The following is a 14,855-nucleotide window of genomic DNA, read 5'->3' on the forward strand; positions in this document are numbered from 1 at the left end:
ACAGCCCCGGTTCAGACGCATTAACGCCGAGACGCCAAGTTCGCTGCGTCCGGTCAGGGCGTCTGGCTAATTCCCAGCGCCCCCATCGACAATATAGTTTTTCTTACATCGCCGAGCGAAAGCCTGAGCAGGCTTGACCACACACGCAGCCGTCGCGCCCCGTTTGGCCGATCCTGGGGTGTCGAGAGAATTGGTAGGCCGGGTGAGGTTCGAACTCACGACCATTCGATTAAAAGTCGAATGCTCTACCACTGAGCTACCGGCCCACGTCGCCGCGCCCAGGGGGCGGCGGCGAAGAGGCGCGGACCATATGCGGGCGGCCTGTCCGGAGCAAGAGCGCTGCTGCAGCTTTCCAACAGGTTCTCCCTGCCCTTAGCATCCCCGCCATGCGCAATTTTGTTCCCGCCCTGATTCCGCTTCTGCTTGTCGGCGGCTGCGTCACCCCGCCGGCCGACGGCTCGGCCAAGATCCAAACGACGTCCGAAGCCAAGCGTGAAAGCATGCAGGGGGCCGTCTCGGCGCCGCTACGCGACGTCAACCTGCTGCAGACGAAGATCCCGACCGTCCTGCTGGAGGCGATGGCCGACCCCTATCAGCGACCGCAAGCAGCGACGTGCGAAGCCATCGCCGCGGCGATCCTCCCGCTCAACGGCGCGCTGGGCGCTGATCTGGACGAAGCCGCCGTGGACGAGGACGACCTCATGGATCGTGGCAAGGGCGCGGCCCTGGGCGTCATGGCCGGCCTGGCGTCCGACGTGATTCCCTTCCGTGGATGGGTGCGGAAGCTCTCCGGCGCCGAGCGCCACGACAGCATGGTTACGGCCGCGATCACCGCTGGCGGCGTGCGCCGCGCCTACCTGAAGGGCCTCGGCGAAGCCCGTGGCTGCCCCCCGCCGGCGACGCCGTCGCACATCCTCACAGGGACGCCGGTGAAGTCGCAGGAGTTGAAGCCTCGCTACCCGGTGCGCTGACGGGCCTTGAAATCACGACGGAACTGCTCGAACCGCCCTTCGGCGATCGCCTCCCGCATAGCGGCGGTGAGGGCTTGGAAATGGGCGATGTTGTGCCAGGACAGCAGCACTTGGCCGAGGATCTCCTCGGACTTCACAAGGTGGTGCAGATAGGCCTTCGAGTAGTGCGACGAGGCCGGGCAGTCGCTGGCTTCGTCCAGCGGCGTGTCGTCCTCGGCAAAGCGGGCGTTCTTCAGATTGATCGCGCCCTCCCAAGTCCATGCCTGGCCATGGCGGCCCGAACGGGTCGGCAATACGCAGTCGAACATGTCGACGCCGCGGGCGACGGCTTCCACCAGATCGATCGGCTTGCCGACCCCCATCAAGTAGCGCGGCCGGTCCGCTGGCAGCATGGCCGGCGCGTAGTCCAGCACCTCGCACATCGCCTCGTGCCCCTCGCCCACCGCCAGTCCGCCCAGCGCATAGCCGTCGAAGCCGGTCTCGATCAGGCGCTCCGCCGATTCCTTGCGAAGATGCTCGAAGGTCGAGCCCTGCTGAATGCCGAACAAGGCCTGAGCCTCGCGCGCGCCGAACGCGTCCTTCGAACGCTTACCCCAGCGGGCCGACAGCTGCATCGCCTCGCGCGCCCGTCCCTCCTCCGCCGGCCAGGCCACACACTCGTCGAGCTGCATGACGATATCGGACCCCAGAAGATCGGCCTGGATCTCGATCGAACGCTCCGGTGTGAGCACGTGCTTGGAGCCGTCGATGTGGCTCTGAAACGCCACGGACTCCTCGGTGACCTTCGCGATCTTTGACAGCGACATGACCTGGAAGCCGCCGGAATCGGTCAGGATCGGCCGGTCCCAGCGCATGAACCTGTGCAAGCCGCCCAAACGCGCGACCCGCTCGGCGGTCGGCCGCAGCATCAGGTGATAGGTGTTGCCCAGGATGATGTCGGCGCCGGTCGAGCGTACCTGATCGACTGTCAGCGCCTTCACCGTCGCCGCAGTGCCGACGGGCATGAAGGCAGGGGTGCGGATATCGCCGCGCGGAGTCTTCAACACGCCGGTGCGCGCCGTGCCGTCGGTCGCGGCGATCTCAAAGGGGAATGCGGCCACTAGTTGGCTCTCCAGAGCAGGCTGGCGTCGCCGTAGGAATAGAACCGGTATCCATCGGCGATGGCATGGGCGTAGGCCGCCCGCATCGTCTCGAGGCCGGCGAACGCGCTGACCAGCATGAACAGGGTCGACTTCGGCAGGTGGAAGTTGGTCATCAGCCCGTCGGCGGCGCGGAAGCGATAGCCGGGCGTGATGAAGATCGCCGTCTCGTCGGCGAAGGGCCGCACAACACCGTCCTCGCCGGTGGCGCTCTCGATCAGGCGCAGCGACGTGGTGCCGACGCAGACGATACGCCCCCCCGCAGCCTTGGCCGCGTTGAGCGCTGCGGCGGTGGACGCGTCGACCTCGCCATACTCGGCATGCATGCGGTGTTCCGACAGGTTTTCGGTCTTCACCGGCAGGAACGTGCCGGCGCCGACGTGCAGCGTCACGAACTGCAGCGTCACGCCCATGGCCTTGAGTTCGTCGAGCAGCCGTGGCGTGAAGTGCAGGCCTGCGGTCGGCGCGGCGACCGAGCCTTCCTCGTCCGCATAGACGGTCTGGTAGTCGGCCTTGTCCTGAGAGTCTTCACCGCGTTTGGCCGCGATGTAGGGCGGCAGCGGCATGGCCCCGCGTTCGGCGATCGCCGCATCGAGGTCGGGCCCTGCCAAGTCGAAGCCAAGGGTCACCTCGCCCCCCTCGCCCTTTTCGATCACCGTGGCGTCGAGGACGCCCAGCAGGCAGGCGCGGTCGTCGGTCGAGCCGAACCGCACCCGATCGCCAGGCGCGAGCTTCTTTCCGGGCTTCATGAACGCCGACCATCGCGAAGGCGACAACCGCTTGTGCAGCGTCGCCTCGACCGCCACGTTCGAGCCTTCGCGGACGCGTCGACCCTTGAGCCGCGCAGGGATCACCCGGGTGTCGTTGAGCACAAGCACGTCGCCGGCGCGCAATTGCGCGGGCAGATCAGCGACCTTCACGTCCCGGAGCGGCGAGCCTTTCGACACCAGCAGCATGCGTGCGGAGTCACGAGGGGTCACCGGCCGCAGGGCGATACGGTCGTCGGGAAGTTCGAAGTCGAAATCGGAGAGCTGCATGGACGCGCTTGAAGCGCACGGGGCAGCCCACCCGTCAAGCGTGGCCGCGTGTAAGCTCGCGCCATGAGCCTCGTGCGATTCGTCCTCCGCGGCGTCGTCCTGCCGCTTGGCGCGCTGTCCGCGGCGGCGGCCGTCGCCGCGCAAGGCGGGCGTTTCAGCGACGGGCTCGACGTTCTCACCCACTTTGCGCCGCTCTATCTGGCCGGCGGCGCGCTGACGTTGACGGCGGCGATTTTCGCGCATCGTCGGTTGGCTCCCGCGCTGCTCGGCGCGGCCGCGGTGATCGGCAGCCTGGCCCTGATGCTGCCGGAGTTCATGCGCCCCCAGAGCCCCACGCTGCCGCCCGGCTCTGCGGGCCAGATCAAGATCATCCAGTTCAACGCCGCGCGCGACAGCCAGGGTCTGGAACAGCGCCTGGCCTGGCTGACGGCCGAGGACCCCGACGTCCTGGTCGTCGAGGACTCGCGCGCTGTCTTCCAGACGGCCGTCACACAACGGCTCGGTCGGCAGATGGCTTGCGGCAAGACCTGCGAGGTGGCGATCTTCACGCGCGCGCCCGCCAGGCAGATCGAAGCGCCGCGACGCGGCCGCAAGGGGCTGGGCCCGGCCGTCACCATCGCCCATCTGGGCGACGCCATCGGCGACTTTGCGGTCGTCGGCGTCCACTACGTTTGGCCGACCGACCTGCGGACCCACGCCGAGAACAGCGCCCGTCTGCAGGAACTTATCAAGGGCCGCGCCCCTGAGCGGCTCATCCTGGCAGGCGACTTCAACTCCACGCCGTGGTCGTTCTCACGCCGTCGCGAAGACGCCGCCCTGGGACTGGAGCGCCGCACGCGTGCGCTGGCGACCTATCCCGCCAACGGCCCGTTCGGCCTTGCGCTGCTGCCGATCGATCATGTCTATGCCGGACCGGGCTGGCGCACGGTCTCGGTCACCCGAGGCCCGCGCCTGGGCTCAGATCACTATCCTGTCGTGGCCGTATTGGCTCCAAAGCAGAACTAGCCGATGCGTTCGCTTCGCTTGCTGATCACCAGCCTGATGGCCCTGACCGCATTCGGCTGCGCGGGCTGGGCGCTGGCCGCCCACGGCGGCCGCTGGAGCGTGCGGCTCGACGTCCTGACCCACTTTGCGCCGATGCTGCTGGCGCTGTCTTTGATCCCGGCGGTCTATGGACTGATGTTCGAGCGACGCGGCGCACGCCTGCTCCTTACCGCCGTCTCGACCGTCGCGATCGCGGCCTCTGCGACACTCTTGGCCCCGGAGTATCTACGGCAGGCCAGCCCGCCTGCGCGACCCGACGCGCCCGGACAGATCAAGCTGATCCAGTTCAACGCCTGGGAGCGCAACAGCCGCGAGGTCGCCACTGTTCAATGGTTACGCGCGCAGGACCCCGACATCCTGGTGGTCGAAGAGGCCAGCGTGATTGCTCCGGCCCTGAAGCGCGCCTTTGACGGCTATCACGTCAGCTGCGGCGACTGCAGCGTGATGATCCTTTCGAAGGCCAGGCCCATCGCCAACGAGGTCCCGGTGCCGCCGGGCGCCGACGATATCCGCCCGCCGATCGCCGGGGCCACCTTCCGCGACGAGCGCGGCGAGTTCAGTGTCTTCGGCACGCATTACACTTGGCCGATCTATGGCGGTTGGCAGCAGGCGCAAGGTCGGGTCATCGCTGGCCTGCTGGAGCGCTTTCCAAAGGACCGCCTGATCCTGTCGGGGGACTTCAACTCCACGCCCTGGTCGTTCAGCCGGCGGCGCGAGGACGCGAATTTCGGACTGGAGCGACGGACCCGCGGGCTGTTCACCTGGCCCGCCGACCGCGGCCCATCGGGCATGCGCCTGCCCTTCGCGCTGCTGCCGATCGACCATGTCTACGCCGGTCCGGGATGGCGCACAGTCCGGGTCGAGCGCGGACCGTTGCTGGGCTCGGACCACTATCCGGTCATCGTCCTCCTGGCACCGTCACCTTAACGCCAGCCGCGCCTTGCGCAGGGCCTCTCGCAATTCGCTGCGGCGGGTCAGGAACTTGCTCTCGCTGTCGTCGCGCCGCCGTTCGAGCGCGCGCCTCTCGTCCGCAATCTGCGCCAACTCGGCCGCGTGGCGTTCAGCGGCGGCCTCCAGTTCGGCCTCGAGTTCGGCGATCTTGCGCAGCTGCGCCGGCGTCGGCCCGCGTGGCTTCTTCGGGGCCGCGGGCTTCGGCGGCGGAGCCGGCTTGTCGGCAACCCGGCGCTTGGGGACCAGCGGGGTGACCTTCGAGGGCCGGCGCAGCACCTGCCCAGGCTGCGCGCTGGCGGCGGCTATGAGATCAGGGTCGACCGTTTCGCGGGCGCCGCCGGTCTGGAACAGGTCCTGATGTGCGCCCCAAGCCGCCAGCGCCTTGGCCCGAGAGGTCGCCGCCACGACATAGTCGGTGAAGCCATCCGAGGTGACGAAGACCTTCAGCCGCGCCACCGCAGCCTCCTAGCCGAGCGACGCGAGCTCCCGCGTCAGGTTGTCCCGCGCCTGGGCGTCCAGCCATTCGGCGAACGCCGGATCGGGAAAGATAACCTGCGCGTCGAGAAAGCGTTGCAGCACGCCGGCGCGGCCCTTGCGCCAGAGGTCGTCCGGGACGTGGGCATATTCTTCACGGACCGCGCGCCCGTAGGCGTCGTAGCGGTCGGCCGGCGCGCCGAGAATCGCCAGGTCGATTGAGACCAGCAATTCGCCGAGCCGATCTTCGTCTTCGACCTCATGGCCGGCCGTCAGAAGGATCAGCCGCGCCACCTCCTCGCGGGCGTGGATCGAGACGTCGAAATCTCGCAGATCGGCCTTGGCCATCTGCGCGCTCTTGGCCTCGTTGTCCGCAGCCGACGGGTCGTAGACGGCGTCGTGCCACCAGATGGCATAGGTCAGGATCTGGCGTTCGGTGTCGGTGAGGTCAGGGACCTGATCGAGCAGCGCCAGGCACTGCTCGATGTGGGCCCGCGTGTGGTAGCGGCGATGCGGCTGCGCATACGCCGCTTCCAGGTTCGGCGTCACGCGGCGTCGGCGGCGACGCGGGCGGACAGAATCTTGCCCGGAGCGCGCGGCGGCTCGCCCTTGGGCAGCGCGTCGACCGCGTCCATGCCTTCGACCACTTCGCCCCAGACCGTGTACTGGCCGTCGAGGAAGGTGGCGTCATCCAGGCAGATGAAGAACTGGCTGTTGGCCGAGTGCGGCGCCGAGGTCCGAGCCATCGAGCAGACGCCGCGGACGTGCGGCTCGCGCGAGAATTCAGCCTGCAGGTTCGGCTTGTCCGAGCCCGAGGTGCCGGTGCCGGTCGGGTCGCCGCCCTGGGCCATGAAGCCGTCGATGACGCGGTGGAACACGACGCCGTCGTAGAAGCCCTCGCGCGACAGCTCCTTGATGCGCTCGACGTGGCCAGGCGCCAGGTCGGGGCGGAGCTTGATCGTCACCGGGCCCGTGTCGAGGGTCAGGATAAGGGTGTTTTCCGGGTCCATCACTTCACCTCCGATGGGACTTTGATCTCGCAAACCGAGAAATTCTCACCCATCCGGGCGCGGACGCTTTCGATCTCGGCCTTGAACCAGGCGCTGTTGGGATCGATCACGCGCACCTTGGGGCGTTCAGACGCGGGGATATCGGCCAGGATGCGGACCTTGTCCATCTTGTCCTGCGGCGGAGCCACCGGCTCGCCGACCTTGATCGCGCGCACGACGTCGAGGCCCGACACGACCCGGCCCCAGCCGGTGTAGCGGCGCTCTAGCGACGGATAGGTCTGGCGCATCAGGAAGAATTGGCTGTTGGCGCTGTCCTCGCCCTGCCCCCGGGCCATGGCGGCGACGCCCGGACAGTACAGCGGCCAGGCCGAAATCTTGCCGTCGGCGGTCATCGCCATCAGCATTGGGCTCTGGCTCTTCACCGGCAGGGACTTGATGAAGCCCACCTGGGCGACGTTCTGGTCGGCCGCCTGCACGAAGCCGGCGTCAGGACCAAGACGGAACAGGAACTCTTGAGTCAGGTCCGGCTTGTCGCTACCGCCGGTGCCACGGTCCTCGGGGTCTCCCGTCTGAGCCATGAACTCGTCGATGACCCGGAAGAAGCTGCGGCCGTCATAGAAGCCGGCGCGGGTCAGTTCCTTGACCCGTTGCACATGGGCGGGAGCCGCCTCAGGCAGCATCTCGACGATGATCCGCCCCTTGTTGGTGTCGATGACCAACAGGTCGTCCGGATTGGGCGTGCGCCAATCGGCAGCCGACGGAGCGGGCGCGGCTGCGGGAGGCTTTGCGGCGGGCGCCTGGGCGGCGGCCGGGGCCGCCATCGCCAGGACGGCGGCAGTGAGCAACAGGGTTCGGATCATGCGCCCCTCGTAGCGGGCAACGCGCGATACCGCCAGCCCGTCCGCCGACGTCAGCCGCGGCCGACCTTGGCCATCAGCGCATCCTTGATGGCCGGACTGACGAACTTGCTGATGTCGCCGCCGAGGACAGCGATTTCTTTGACCAGCTTTGACGAAATGGCCTGGTGACGCGGATCGGCCATCAGAAACACCGTCTCGACCTCGCGATCGAGCTGCTGGTTCATCGCTGTCATCTGGAATTCGTATTCGAAGTCGGCGACTGCGCGCAGACCGCGCACGATCACCTGGGCGCCGATTTCGCGGGCGTAGTGCATCAGCAGACCTTCGAACGGCTGGACGACGATCTCCGCTCGATCATTGAGGTGCTGGGTGGCTTCGCGCAGAATCGCGACGCGTTCTTCCAACTCGAACAGAGGGCCTTTGCCGGCGTTGATCGCCACGCCGATGACCAGCTTGTCCACGAGTTTTACGGCCCGGCCGATGATGTCGGTATGGCCGTTGTGGATCGGGTCGAAGGTCCCCGGATAGAGCCCCACACGCGTCATTCGACGTCTCCCCCCTGTTGCGGTGCAGCAGGATTTCACCGGCACGGGCCGCGAAAGCAAGCCCAAATCTCACCCGCAACCGTCAGCTGAACCAACGGTTGCGCGTAGCGAGGATACGCGGCGGCGCTATTCCGCCGCGTCACCTTCGATGTCTGAATCATCGGCGGCCGCATCGCCGCCGCCCTGGTCGGCCAGGCGCTCGACGGACACGACGTGCTCGTCCTTGCTGGTGCGGAAGATCGTGACGCCCGAGGTATTGCGACCGACCATGCGGACCTGGTTGACCGGCGTGCGGATCAACTGGCCCTGGTCGGTGACCAGCAGTATCTCGTCGAACTCTTCGACCGGGAACGACGCCGCCAGGCGGCCGCCCTTCTTGGTGAGGTCCTGAGCCAAGAGCCCCTGCCCGCCGCGTCCAGTGCGTCGGAATTCGTAGGCGGAGGTCCGCTTACCGAAGCCCTCGGTCGAGACGGTGAGAATGACTTCCTCGGCCGCACCCAGTTCGGCGATGCGCTCGACGCTGAGCGTGACGTCGCCCTCAGCCTCGTCGTCGTCTGGCGCGGAGACCTCCTCGACGTCGTCGCCAGTGGCCCGGCGCATGGCGTTGGCGTGTTTGACGTAGGCCGCCCGCTCGGCCGGCAGGGCCTCGACGGAGCGAAGAATCGCCATCGAGATCACCTTGTCGCCCTCAGCCAGGCGGATGCCACGGACGCCGGTCGAGTCACGGCCGGCGAACACCCGGACTTCTTCCGTCGCAAAACGGATGCAGCGGCCAAGAGCGGTGGTCAGCAGGATATCGTTCTGCTGAGCGTTGCAAAGGCCGACACCAATGATCTGGTCGCCGTCATCAAGCTTCATGGCGATCTTGCCGTTACGCTTGATGCCCTGGAAATCGGAGAGCTTGTTGCGGCGGACGTTGCCGGACTTCGTGGCGAACATCACGTCGTACTGAGCCCAGGCCGCCTCGTCTTCCGGCACCGGCAGGATCGAGGTGATGCTCTCGCCCGGCTCGATCGGAAGCAAGTTTACGAACGCCTTGCCGCGCGAATTCGGGTTGCCGACCGGCAAGCGCCAAACCTTGAGCTGATAGACCTTGCCTCCCGACGAGAAGAACAGCATCGGCGTGTGGGTCGAAGCTGAGAAGACGCGGGTGACCGCATCCTCTTCCTTGGTCGCCATGCCCGAGCGGCCTTTGCCGCCCCGGTGCTGGGTGCGGTACGTGGTCAGCGGCGTGCGCTTCACATAGCCGCCGTGAGTGACGGTGATGACCATCTCCTCACGGGCGATCAGGTCCTCGTCTTCGACGTCGGCGTCGCCATCGACGATTTCTGAGCGGCGCGGCACGGCGAAGGCGTCGCGCACGGCCACCAGCTCGTCGCGGACGATCGCCATGACATTGGCGCGTGCCGACAGGATGGTCAGGTGCCCCTGGATCGTGTCGGCCAGTTCCCGGGCCTCGCCGAAGATTTCGTCGCGGCCGAGGCCGGTCAGGCGAGACAGCGTCAGGGCCAGGATGGCCCGGGCCTGCTCTTCCGACAGCCGGATCAGAGCGCCGTCGATGACTAGCGTACGCGGGTCGGCGATCAGTTCGACCAGCGGCAGCATGTCGCCGGCCGGCCAATCCTTGGCCACCAGGCGTTCGCGCGCCTCAGCCGGGTCCTTGGAGGACCGGATGATGTGGATGAACTCGTCGATGTTGGCGACGGCGATGGCCAGACCGACCAAGACGTGGCCGCGGTCGCGCGCCTTGCCGAGCTCGAACTTCACCCGCCGGACGACCACTTCCTCGCGGAAGTCGACGAAGGCCACGACCAGGTCGCGCAGGTTCATCTCGCGCGGGCGCCCGCGGTCCAGCGCCAGCATGTTGACGGCGAAGGACGATTGCAGCGGGGTGTAGCGATAGAGCTGGTTCAGGACGACGTCGGGCGAAGCGTCGCGCTTCATCTCGACCACGACCCGCATGCCGTCGCGGTCGCTTTCGTCGCGCAGGTCGGCGATGCCCTCGATCTTCTTCTCGCGCACCAGTTCGGCGATGCGCTCGACCATCGCGGCCTTGTTCACCTGATACGGGATCGAGTTGATGATGATGGCTTCGCGATCCTTGCGGATCTCCTGGATGTCCGCCTTGCCGCGCATGACGACCGAGCCGCGGCCGGTCATCAAAGCATTGCGCGCGCCCGAGCGGCCGATGATCTCGCCGCCGGTCGGGAAGTCGGGACCAGGCACGATGTCCAGCAGGGCGTCGAGCGAGACCTCGGGATCGTCCACATAGGCCAGGCAGGCTTCGATCACCTCGCCCAGGTTATGCGGCGGAATATTGGTGGCCATGCCGACGGCGATGCCGCCGGCGCCGTTGACCAGCAGGTTGGGGATCCGCGACGGCAGGACCACGGGCTCCTGCTCGGTGCCGTCGTAGTTCTCCTTGAAGTCGACGGTGTCCTTGTCGAGGTCGGCGACGACCGACATCGCCGCCTTGCTCATGCGGCTCTCGGTGTAGCGCATGGCCGCCGGCGGGTCGTTGTCGACCGAACCGAAGTTGCCCTGGCCGTCGATCAGCAGCAGGCCCATGGAGAACGGCTGCGCCATCCGGACCATGGTGAAGTAGATCGAGGCGTCGCCGTGCGGGTGATACTTACCCATCACGTCCCCGACGACGCGGGCCGACTTCACGTATGAACGGTCGGGCGTGTGGCCCTGCTCGTTCATCGAGAACAGGATGCGGCGGTGGACAGGCTTGAGGCCGTCGCGCGCGTCCGGCAGGGCGCGGGACACGATGACGCTCATCGCGTAGTCGAGATAGGAGCGCTTCAGCTCGTCTTCGATCGCGATAGGGGCGATGCCCCCACGCCGATCACCGTCCGGCGGGGTATGGGTTTCGTCGGTCAAGGAGAGGATTTAGCCGTTTAGAATCGGACACAAAGCTAGGTTCTGTTGTTACCATCCCGGAGGCCGTAAGGCCAAATGTCCGTACAGTTTCGAACCCAGGTGCTAGATCTCATGAAATATGCCCTCGCAGCCCTCGCCGCCACCCTTTTCGCCGGGACGGCGATCGCCGCAGACGCGCCGGCCAACCAACGGATCGAACTGAAGAATTCGGCAGGCGCCTCGGTGGGCTCGGCCACCCTGACCAATGCGCCCAAGGGCGTGCTGATGCGCGTCGAGATGAAGGGGGTCGCTCCGGGCTGGCACGGACTCCACTTCCATGAGAAGGGCGATTGCTCGAAGTCTGACTTCACGTCGGCCGGCGGCCACGTGCACGGCGGCCCGACCATGGTGCACGGCCTGCTGAACCCCGACGCCAACGAAGCCGGCGATCTGCCGAACATCTTCGTCGCCGCCGACGGCACGGCGAACGCCGAGATCTTCACCACCTTCGTGTCGCTGGGCGGCGTCGATGGCCGTCAGGACCTGACCGACAAGGACGGCTCGGCCATCGTCGTCCACGCCAACGCCGACGACCACACGACCCAGCCGATCGGCGGCGCCGGTGCACGCATCGCCTGCGGCGTCATCGCCGGCGGCTAAGCGCCCGCCCGCACCCTGACTGCGCCGCCGCGAGCCCGGCCCGCGGCGGCTGACGTCCCCTTCCGGATCATCACCATGCTGAACCGCCGAGACGTCCTGCTCGCAGGGGCCGCCTCCCTAGCCGCCTCGCCTGCCGCCGCGCAGAGCACAGACGGCCGCCGGCTCACGGCGTTGATGGACCAGGCGATGCAGGCCGCCCTCGCCGCCTCGCCGCAGCTTATGACGCTGACCGGTCTCGATACTGGCGCGAACGCCGCCGCCAAGCATCGGCTGGACGATCGCTCCGACGCGAGCCTGGCGAAGATGAAGGCGCTGTTCGAGCAGATGGCGGCCGACCTGCGGCCGTTCGATCCGGCGACGCTGCGCGGCGGCGACCTGCTCAACTACCAGACCGCCGCCTACCTGGCCGACGTCACGCTGCAGGGCTACAGCTTCCCCTATGGCGACCCCGGCGTCGGCGGTGCGATCCCTTACATCGTCTCGCAGCTCAGCGGGAACTACCGCAGCATTCCCAGCTTCCTCGGGACGCAGCACGGGATCGCCAGCAGGGACGACGCCGAGGCCTATCTCGATCGCCTGGCGGCCTTCGGCCCCTCCCTCGATCAGGAAGCCGAGCGCGTCCGAACCGATTTCGCTCTGGGCGCGACGCCGCCTGACTTCATTCTGCGCTCTACGGCCGGTCAGCTCACGGCCATGCTGGCTCCAGCACCGACGGCGTCGGAACTCGTGACCAACCTGACCCGCCGCACGACCGAAAAGGGCCTGGACGGGGATTGGGAGGCGCGCGCCGCCAGGATCGTCGAGGCGAGCGTCTACCCTGCGCTGCGCCGCCAACTGCACCTGCTGCAGCAGGCGCTGCCCACGGCCTCGCACGACGCCGGCTGCTGGCGCCTGCCCCAAGGCGAGGCCTACTACCGCTTCGCCGTCCGGTCGTTCACGACGACCGACATGAGCGGCGACGAAATCCACCGCCTCGGGCTTGAACGCGTCGCCGAACTGACCGCAAGGGCGGACGAGATCCTCAAGGCCCAAGGCCTGAGCCAGGGCTCGGTCGGCCAGCGGATCTCCGCCCTGCGCCGGCGCCCAGACCAGATCTATCCGAACACCGACGCTGGCCGCGCGCAGCTGCTGTCCGACATGAACGGGATGGCCGAGGCGATGCGCAAGCGGTTGCCCGCGTACTTCGGCGCTCTGCCCCGGGCCCCCGTCGAGATCGCCCGCGTCCCAACGACGATCGAGGCTGGAGCTCCCGGCGGTTCGTATCAACCAGGCTCTGTCGACGGCTCGCGCGCCGGTATCTTCTACATCAATCTACGCGACACGGCCGAGCAGCCGCGCCTGGATCTGCCGACCCTGGTCCACCACGAGGTGCTGCCGGGCCACCACCTGCAGATCGCGCTCGCCATGGAGGCCAAGGGGCTGCCGCTGATGCGGCGTATGCCGCTGTTCTCAGGCTATTCCGAAGGCTGGGCGCTTTATGCCGAGCAGCTCTCCGACGAAATGGGCGCGTTCGAGGACAATCCGCTGGGTCGCCTCGGCTACCTCGCCTCGCTGCTGTTCCGCGCAGCGCGGCTGGTCGTCGACTCCGGCCTGCACCACAAGCGCTGGAGCCGCGAACAGGCGATCGCCTACATGGTCGACACGCTCGGCGACAAGGAGACCAGCGTCACGCGCGAGGTCGAGCGCTACTGCGTGCAGCCGGGCCAGGCGTCGAGCTACATGCTCGGCCACCAGGTCTGGGTACAGTCCCGCGACGCGGCCAAGGCGCGGCTGGGCGACGCCTTCGACATTCGCGCCTTCCACGACGCGGGCCTGCTCTATGGAGCCATGCCGCTCTCAGTGCTCAGCGCCCATCTCGACAGCTGGGCGCGCAGCGGCGGCCGCGTCGCCTGACGCCCCCCTACTTCGCCGTGACGTTCATGACCGCCAGGCTCATGGCCATGACCCCGGTGCGGATCGACGGCTCGGCGGCCGGCGCGAAGAACGGAGAGTGGTTCACCGGCAGCGCCGCGCCGCTCTTTTGCGCCTCGGCGATCGTCTTGGCGTCGTAGCCGCCGATGCCGAAGTAGACCGACGGCGTGCCCGCGATGATGAACTCGGAATAGTCTTCGCTCGCCGACCCTGCCTGCGGCTGGACGACCGCATTGGCGCCGAACGCCGCCTGGAAGACCTTCGCTGTCCGTTCGGTCAGCGCTGCATCGTTGATCACCGCCTTGCCGCCGGGAACGATCTTAACCGTCGGCGCCGGCGCGCCGGCCATGTCGGCGACCGCCTTGGCGGTCCGCTCCACACCGGTGAGGATCTTGTCGCGCACCGCGCCGTCCTGGGTGCGGATGGTGCCCCGCAGCTGCGCGCTGTCGGGAATGATGTTGCCGGCGCTGCCGGCCTGGAACGACCCGATGGTCACGACGCCGAACGCCGCCGGATCCTTTTCGCGACTGATCACGCTCTGAACGTCGACCACGAAACGAGCCCCCATCATCACCGGGTCGATAGTGGCGGCCGGCATCGAGCCGTGCCCGCCGCGCCCGGCGAACACCACGTCCAGGCTGTCGGAGGTCGAACTGACCGCGCCGGGCTTGTAGTAGACCTGCCCGGCGAGCCCCGGACCGACGTGCAGCGCAAAGCCGTAGTCGGCCTTGCCGAAGCGCTTGATGAAGCCGTCATCCAGCATCGCCTTGGCGCCGTTGACGGTTTCCTCAGACGGCTGGGCGACGAACATGACAGTGCCGCTCCAGCGCGCCTTGGCGGCGATCAGGGCGCGCGCCGTACCGATCCAGGCGGCCATGTGCACGTCATGGCCGCAGGAATGGGCGACGAAGGTCTCCTTGCCGTTCCAGGTCGCCTGCGCGCGGCTGGCGTAGGACAGACCGCTCTTCTCCTCCATCGGCAGGGCGTCGAGTTCGGTACGGACCAGGACCGTCGGACCGGGACCGTTCTTCAGGACAGCTACGACGCCGGTGCCGCCGACTCCCTCGGTGACCTCCAGGCCAAGAGCGCGCATCTCGGCCGCGAGCTTGGCGGCGGTGCGCGTTTCCTGGAAGCCGAGCTCCGGGTGGGCGTGCAGATCCCTGTAGAGCGCGTCCAGCTGCGCGTAGTCTCCGTTCAGCGTCTGGGCCACCTGCGCCTTGGCCGCTTGCACATCGAGCGTCGCGGCCGTGGCCGGCGCGGCCGCCAGAACGAGAACCGCCGCCGAAGCGGCGCACGACAGCATTTTCATGGGAAGCCCCCGAGAACTATGGACGAGCAGTGATCTAGCTCGACCGCTGGGCCAAGGCCAATCACAGCCGGAATCGAAA

Annotated in this window: 14 protein-coding genes and 1 tRNA gene; 5 read left to right on the forward strand and 10 right to left on the reverse strand. The window is 67.5% G+C overall.

The features are described 5' to 3' along the window. Positions 1 to 191: 191 nt before the first annotated feature. Positions 192 to 266 (reverse strand) — tRNA-Lys (locus ACSQ2H_RS12030). A gap of 120 nt (positions 267 to 386) precedes the next feature. Between ACSQ2H_RS12030 and ACSQ2H_RS12035 the strand changes: the two genes are divergently transcribed. Beyond that, complete coding sequence (locus ACSQ2H_RS12035; protein ID WP_436061623.1) at positions 387 to 971, forward strand: hypothetical protein; 585 nt, start codon at positions 387 to 389, stop codon at positions 969 to 971. On the opposite strand, the gene tgt is transcribed toward ACSQ2H_RS12035, so the two are convergent. Then, complete coding sequence (gene tgt / locus ACSQ2H_RS12040) at positions 956 to 2,071, reverse strand: tRNA guanosine(34) transglycosylase Tgt (RefSeq protein ID WP_436061624.1); 1,116 nt, start codon at positions 2,069 to 2,071, stop codon at positions 956 to 958. The two genes, ACSQ2H_RS12035 and tgt, sit on opposite strands and share 16 nt — an antisense overlap. Further along, positions 2,071 to 3,147 (reverse strand): tRNA preQ1(34) S-adenosylmethionine ribosyltransferase-isomerase QueA, encoded by a 1,077-nt coding sequence (gene queA / locus ACSQ2H_RS12045; RefSeq protein ID WP_436061625.1) that lies wholly within the window; start codon positions 3,145 to 3,147, stop codon positions 2,071 to 2,073. Before queA ends, tgt begins: the two co-directional genes overlap by 1 nt. Positions 3,148 to 3,210: 63 nt before the next feature. Here queA and ACSQ2H_RS12050 point away from each other — a divergent pair, with 63 nt between their 5' ends. Continuing rightward, positions 3,211 to 4,152 carry an endonuclease/exonuclease/phosphatase family protein gene (locus ACSQ2H_RS12050; protein WP_436061626.1) on the forward strand — a complete coding sequence of 314 codons (942 nt, stop codon included), beginning with the start codon at positions 3,211 to 3,213 and terminating at the stop codon, positions 4,150 to 4,152. A gap of 3 nt (positions 4,153 to 4,155) precedes the next feature. Next, the gene (locus ACSQ2H_RS12055) at positions 4,156 to 5,118 is read left to right on the forward strand and encodes an endonuclease/exonuclease/phosphatase family protein (RefSeq protein ID WP_436061627.1); all 963 of its coding nucleotides are present in this window, start codon (positions 4,156 to 4,158) and stop codon (positions 5,116 to 5,118) included. Here ACSQ2H_RS12055 and ACSQ2H_RS12060 read toward each other — a convergent pair. The 6 genes from ACSQ2H_RS12060 to gyrA all read right to left on the reverse strand — a co-directional run bounded on the left by ACSQ2H_RS12060 (position 5,110) and on the right by gyrA (position 10,815). After that, positions 5,110 to 5,598: a hypothetical protein gene (locus ACSQ2H_RS12060; protein WP_436061628.1), complete on the reverse strand. Its 489-nt coding sequence runs from the start codon at positions 5,596 to 5,598 to the stop codon at positions 5,110 to 5,112. The two genes, ACSQ2H_RS12055 and ACSQ2H_RS12060, sit on opposite strands and share 9 nt — an antisense overlap. A gap of 9 nt (positions 5,599 to 5,607) precedes the next feature. Beyond that, positions 5,608 to 6,165: an HD domain-containing protein gene (locus ACSQ2H_RS12065; protein ID WP_436061629.1), complete on the reverse strand. Its 558-nt coding sequence runs from the start codon at positions 6,163 to 6,165 to the stop codon at positions 5,608 to 5,610. Beyond that, the gene (locus ACSQ2H_RS12070; protein ID WP_436061630.1) at positions 6,162 to 6,626 is read right to left on the reverse strand and encodes a peptidylprolyl isomerase; all 465 of its coding nucleotides are present in this window, start codon (positions 6,624 to 6,626) and stop codon (positions 6,162 to 6,164) included. The genes ACSQ2H_RS12065 and ACSQ2H_RS12070 overlap by 4 nt, the downstream gene beginning before the upstream one ends. Then, on the reverse strand, positions 6,626 to 7,486 hold the full coding sequence (locus tag ACSQ2H_RS12075) for a peptidylprolyl isomerase (RefSeq protein WP_436061631.1): 861 nt from the start codon (positions 7,484 to 7,486) through the stop codon (positions 6,626 to 6,628). Before ACSQ2H_RS12075 ends, ACSQ2H_RS12070 begins: the two co-directional genes overlap by 1 nt. 50 nt (positions 7,487 to 7,536) lie before the next feature. After that, positions 7,537 to 8,031: a pantetheine-phosphate adenylyltransferase gene (gene coaD / locus ACSQ2H_RS12080; RefSeq protein ID WP_436061632.1), complete on the reverse strand. Its 495-nt coding sequence runs from the start codon at positions 8,029 to 8,031 to the stop codon at positions 7,537 to 7,539. A gap of 126 nt (positions 8,032 to 8,157) precedes the next feature. Continuing rightward, entirely contained in the window at positions 8,158 to 10,815 is a 2,658-nt protein-coding gene (gene gyrA / locus ACSQ2H_RS12085; protein WP_436063571.1) for a DNA gyrase subunit A, read from the reverse strand. A 213-nt stretch (positions 10,816 to 11,028) separates the two neighbouring features. On the opposite strand from gyrA, the gene ACSQ2H_RS12090 reads away from it, so the two are divergent. Together ACSQ2H_RS12090 and ACSQ2H_RS12095 are read left to right on the forward strand one after the other, a co-directional pair. Further along, positions 11,029 to 11,556, forward strand: a complete 528-nt coding sequence (locus ACSQ2H_RS12090) for a superoxide dismutase family protein (protein WP_436061633.1) — start codon at positions 11,029 to 11,031, stop codon at positions 11,554 to 11,556. A 75-nt stretch (positions 11,557 to 11,631) separates the two neighbouring features. Beyond that, positions 11,632 to 13,449, forward strand: a complete 1,818-nt coding sequence (locus ACSQ2H_RS12095; protein ID WP_436061634.1) for a DUF885 domain-containing protein — start codon at positions 11,632 to 11,634, stop codon at positions 13,447 to 13,449. A gap of 7 nt (positions 13,450 to 13,456) precedes the next feature. Here the strand turns inward: ACSQ2H_RS12095 and ACSQ2H_RS12100 are convergent, their stop codons facing one another. Next, a complete protein-coding gene (locus ACSQ2H_RS12100) occupies positions 13,457 to 14,776 on the reverse strand; it encodes an amidohydrolase (RefSeq protein WP_436061635.1) in 1,320 nt (439 codons plus the stop codon). Between the last annotated feature and the right edge of the window lie 79 nt (positions 14,777 to 14,855).

Source organism: Phenylobacterium sp. LjRoot97, from assembly GCF_964254345.1.
Lineage (GTDB): Bacteria > Pseudomonadota > Alphaproteobacteria > Caulobacterales > Caulobacteraceae > Phenylobacterium.

What these genes read in the sequence shown, in the direction of transcription:
- ACSQ2H_RS12035 (WP_436061623.1), top strand. Translation starts at nt 387, where the DNA reads ATGCGCAATTTTGTTCCCGCCCTGATTCCGCTTCTGCTTGTCGGCGGC.
- queA (WP_436061625.1), bottom strand. Translation starts at nt 3,147, where the DNA reads ATGCAGCTCTCCGATTTCGACTTCGAACTTCCCGACGACCGTATCGCC.
- ACSQ2H_RS12050 (WP_436061626.1), top strand. Translation starts at nt 3,211, where the DNA reads ATGAGCCTCGTGCGATTCGTCCTCCGCGGCGTCGTCCTGCCGCTTGGC.
- ACSQ2H_RS12055 (WP_436061627.1), top strand. Translation starts at nt 4,156, where the DNA reads ATGCGTTCGCTTCGCTTGCTGATCACCAGCCTGATGGCCCTGACCGCA.
- ACSQ2H_RS12070 (WP_436061630.1), bottom strand. Translation starts at nt 6,626, where the DNA reads ATGGACCCGGAAAACACCCTTATCCTGACCCTCGACACGGGCCCGGTG.
- ACSQ2H_RS12075 (WP_436061631.1), bottom strand. Translation starts at nt 7,486, where the DNA reads ATGATCCGAACCCTGTTGCTCACTGCCGCCGTCCTGGCGATGGCGGCC.
- coaD (WP_436061632.1), bottom strand. Translation starts at nt 8,031, where the DNA reads ATGACGCGTGTGGGGCTCTATCCGGGGACCTTCGACCCGATCCACAAC.
- gyrA (WP_436063571.1), bottom strand. Translation starts at nt 10,815, where the DNA reads ATGAGCGTCATCGTGTCCCGCGCCCTGCCGGACGCGCGCGACGGCCTC.
- ACSQ2H_RS12090 (WP_436061633.1), top strand. Translation starts at nt 11,029, where the DNA reads ATGAAATATGCCCTCGCAGCCCTCGCCGCCACCCTTTTCGCCGGGACG.
- ACSQ2H_RS12095 (WP_436061634.1), top strand. Translation starts at nt 11,632, where the DNA reads ATGCTGAACCGCCGAGACGTCCTGCTCGCAGGGGCCGCCTCCCTAGCC.
- ACSQ2H_RS12100 (WP_436061635.1), bottom strand. Translation starts at nt 14,776, where the DNA reads ATGAAAATGCTGTCGTGCGCCGCTTCGGCGGCGGTTCTCGTTCTGGCG.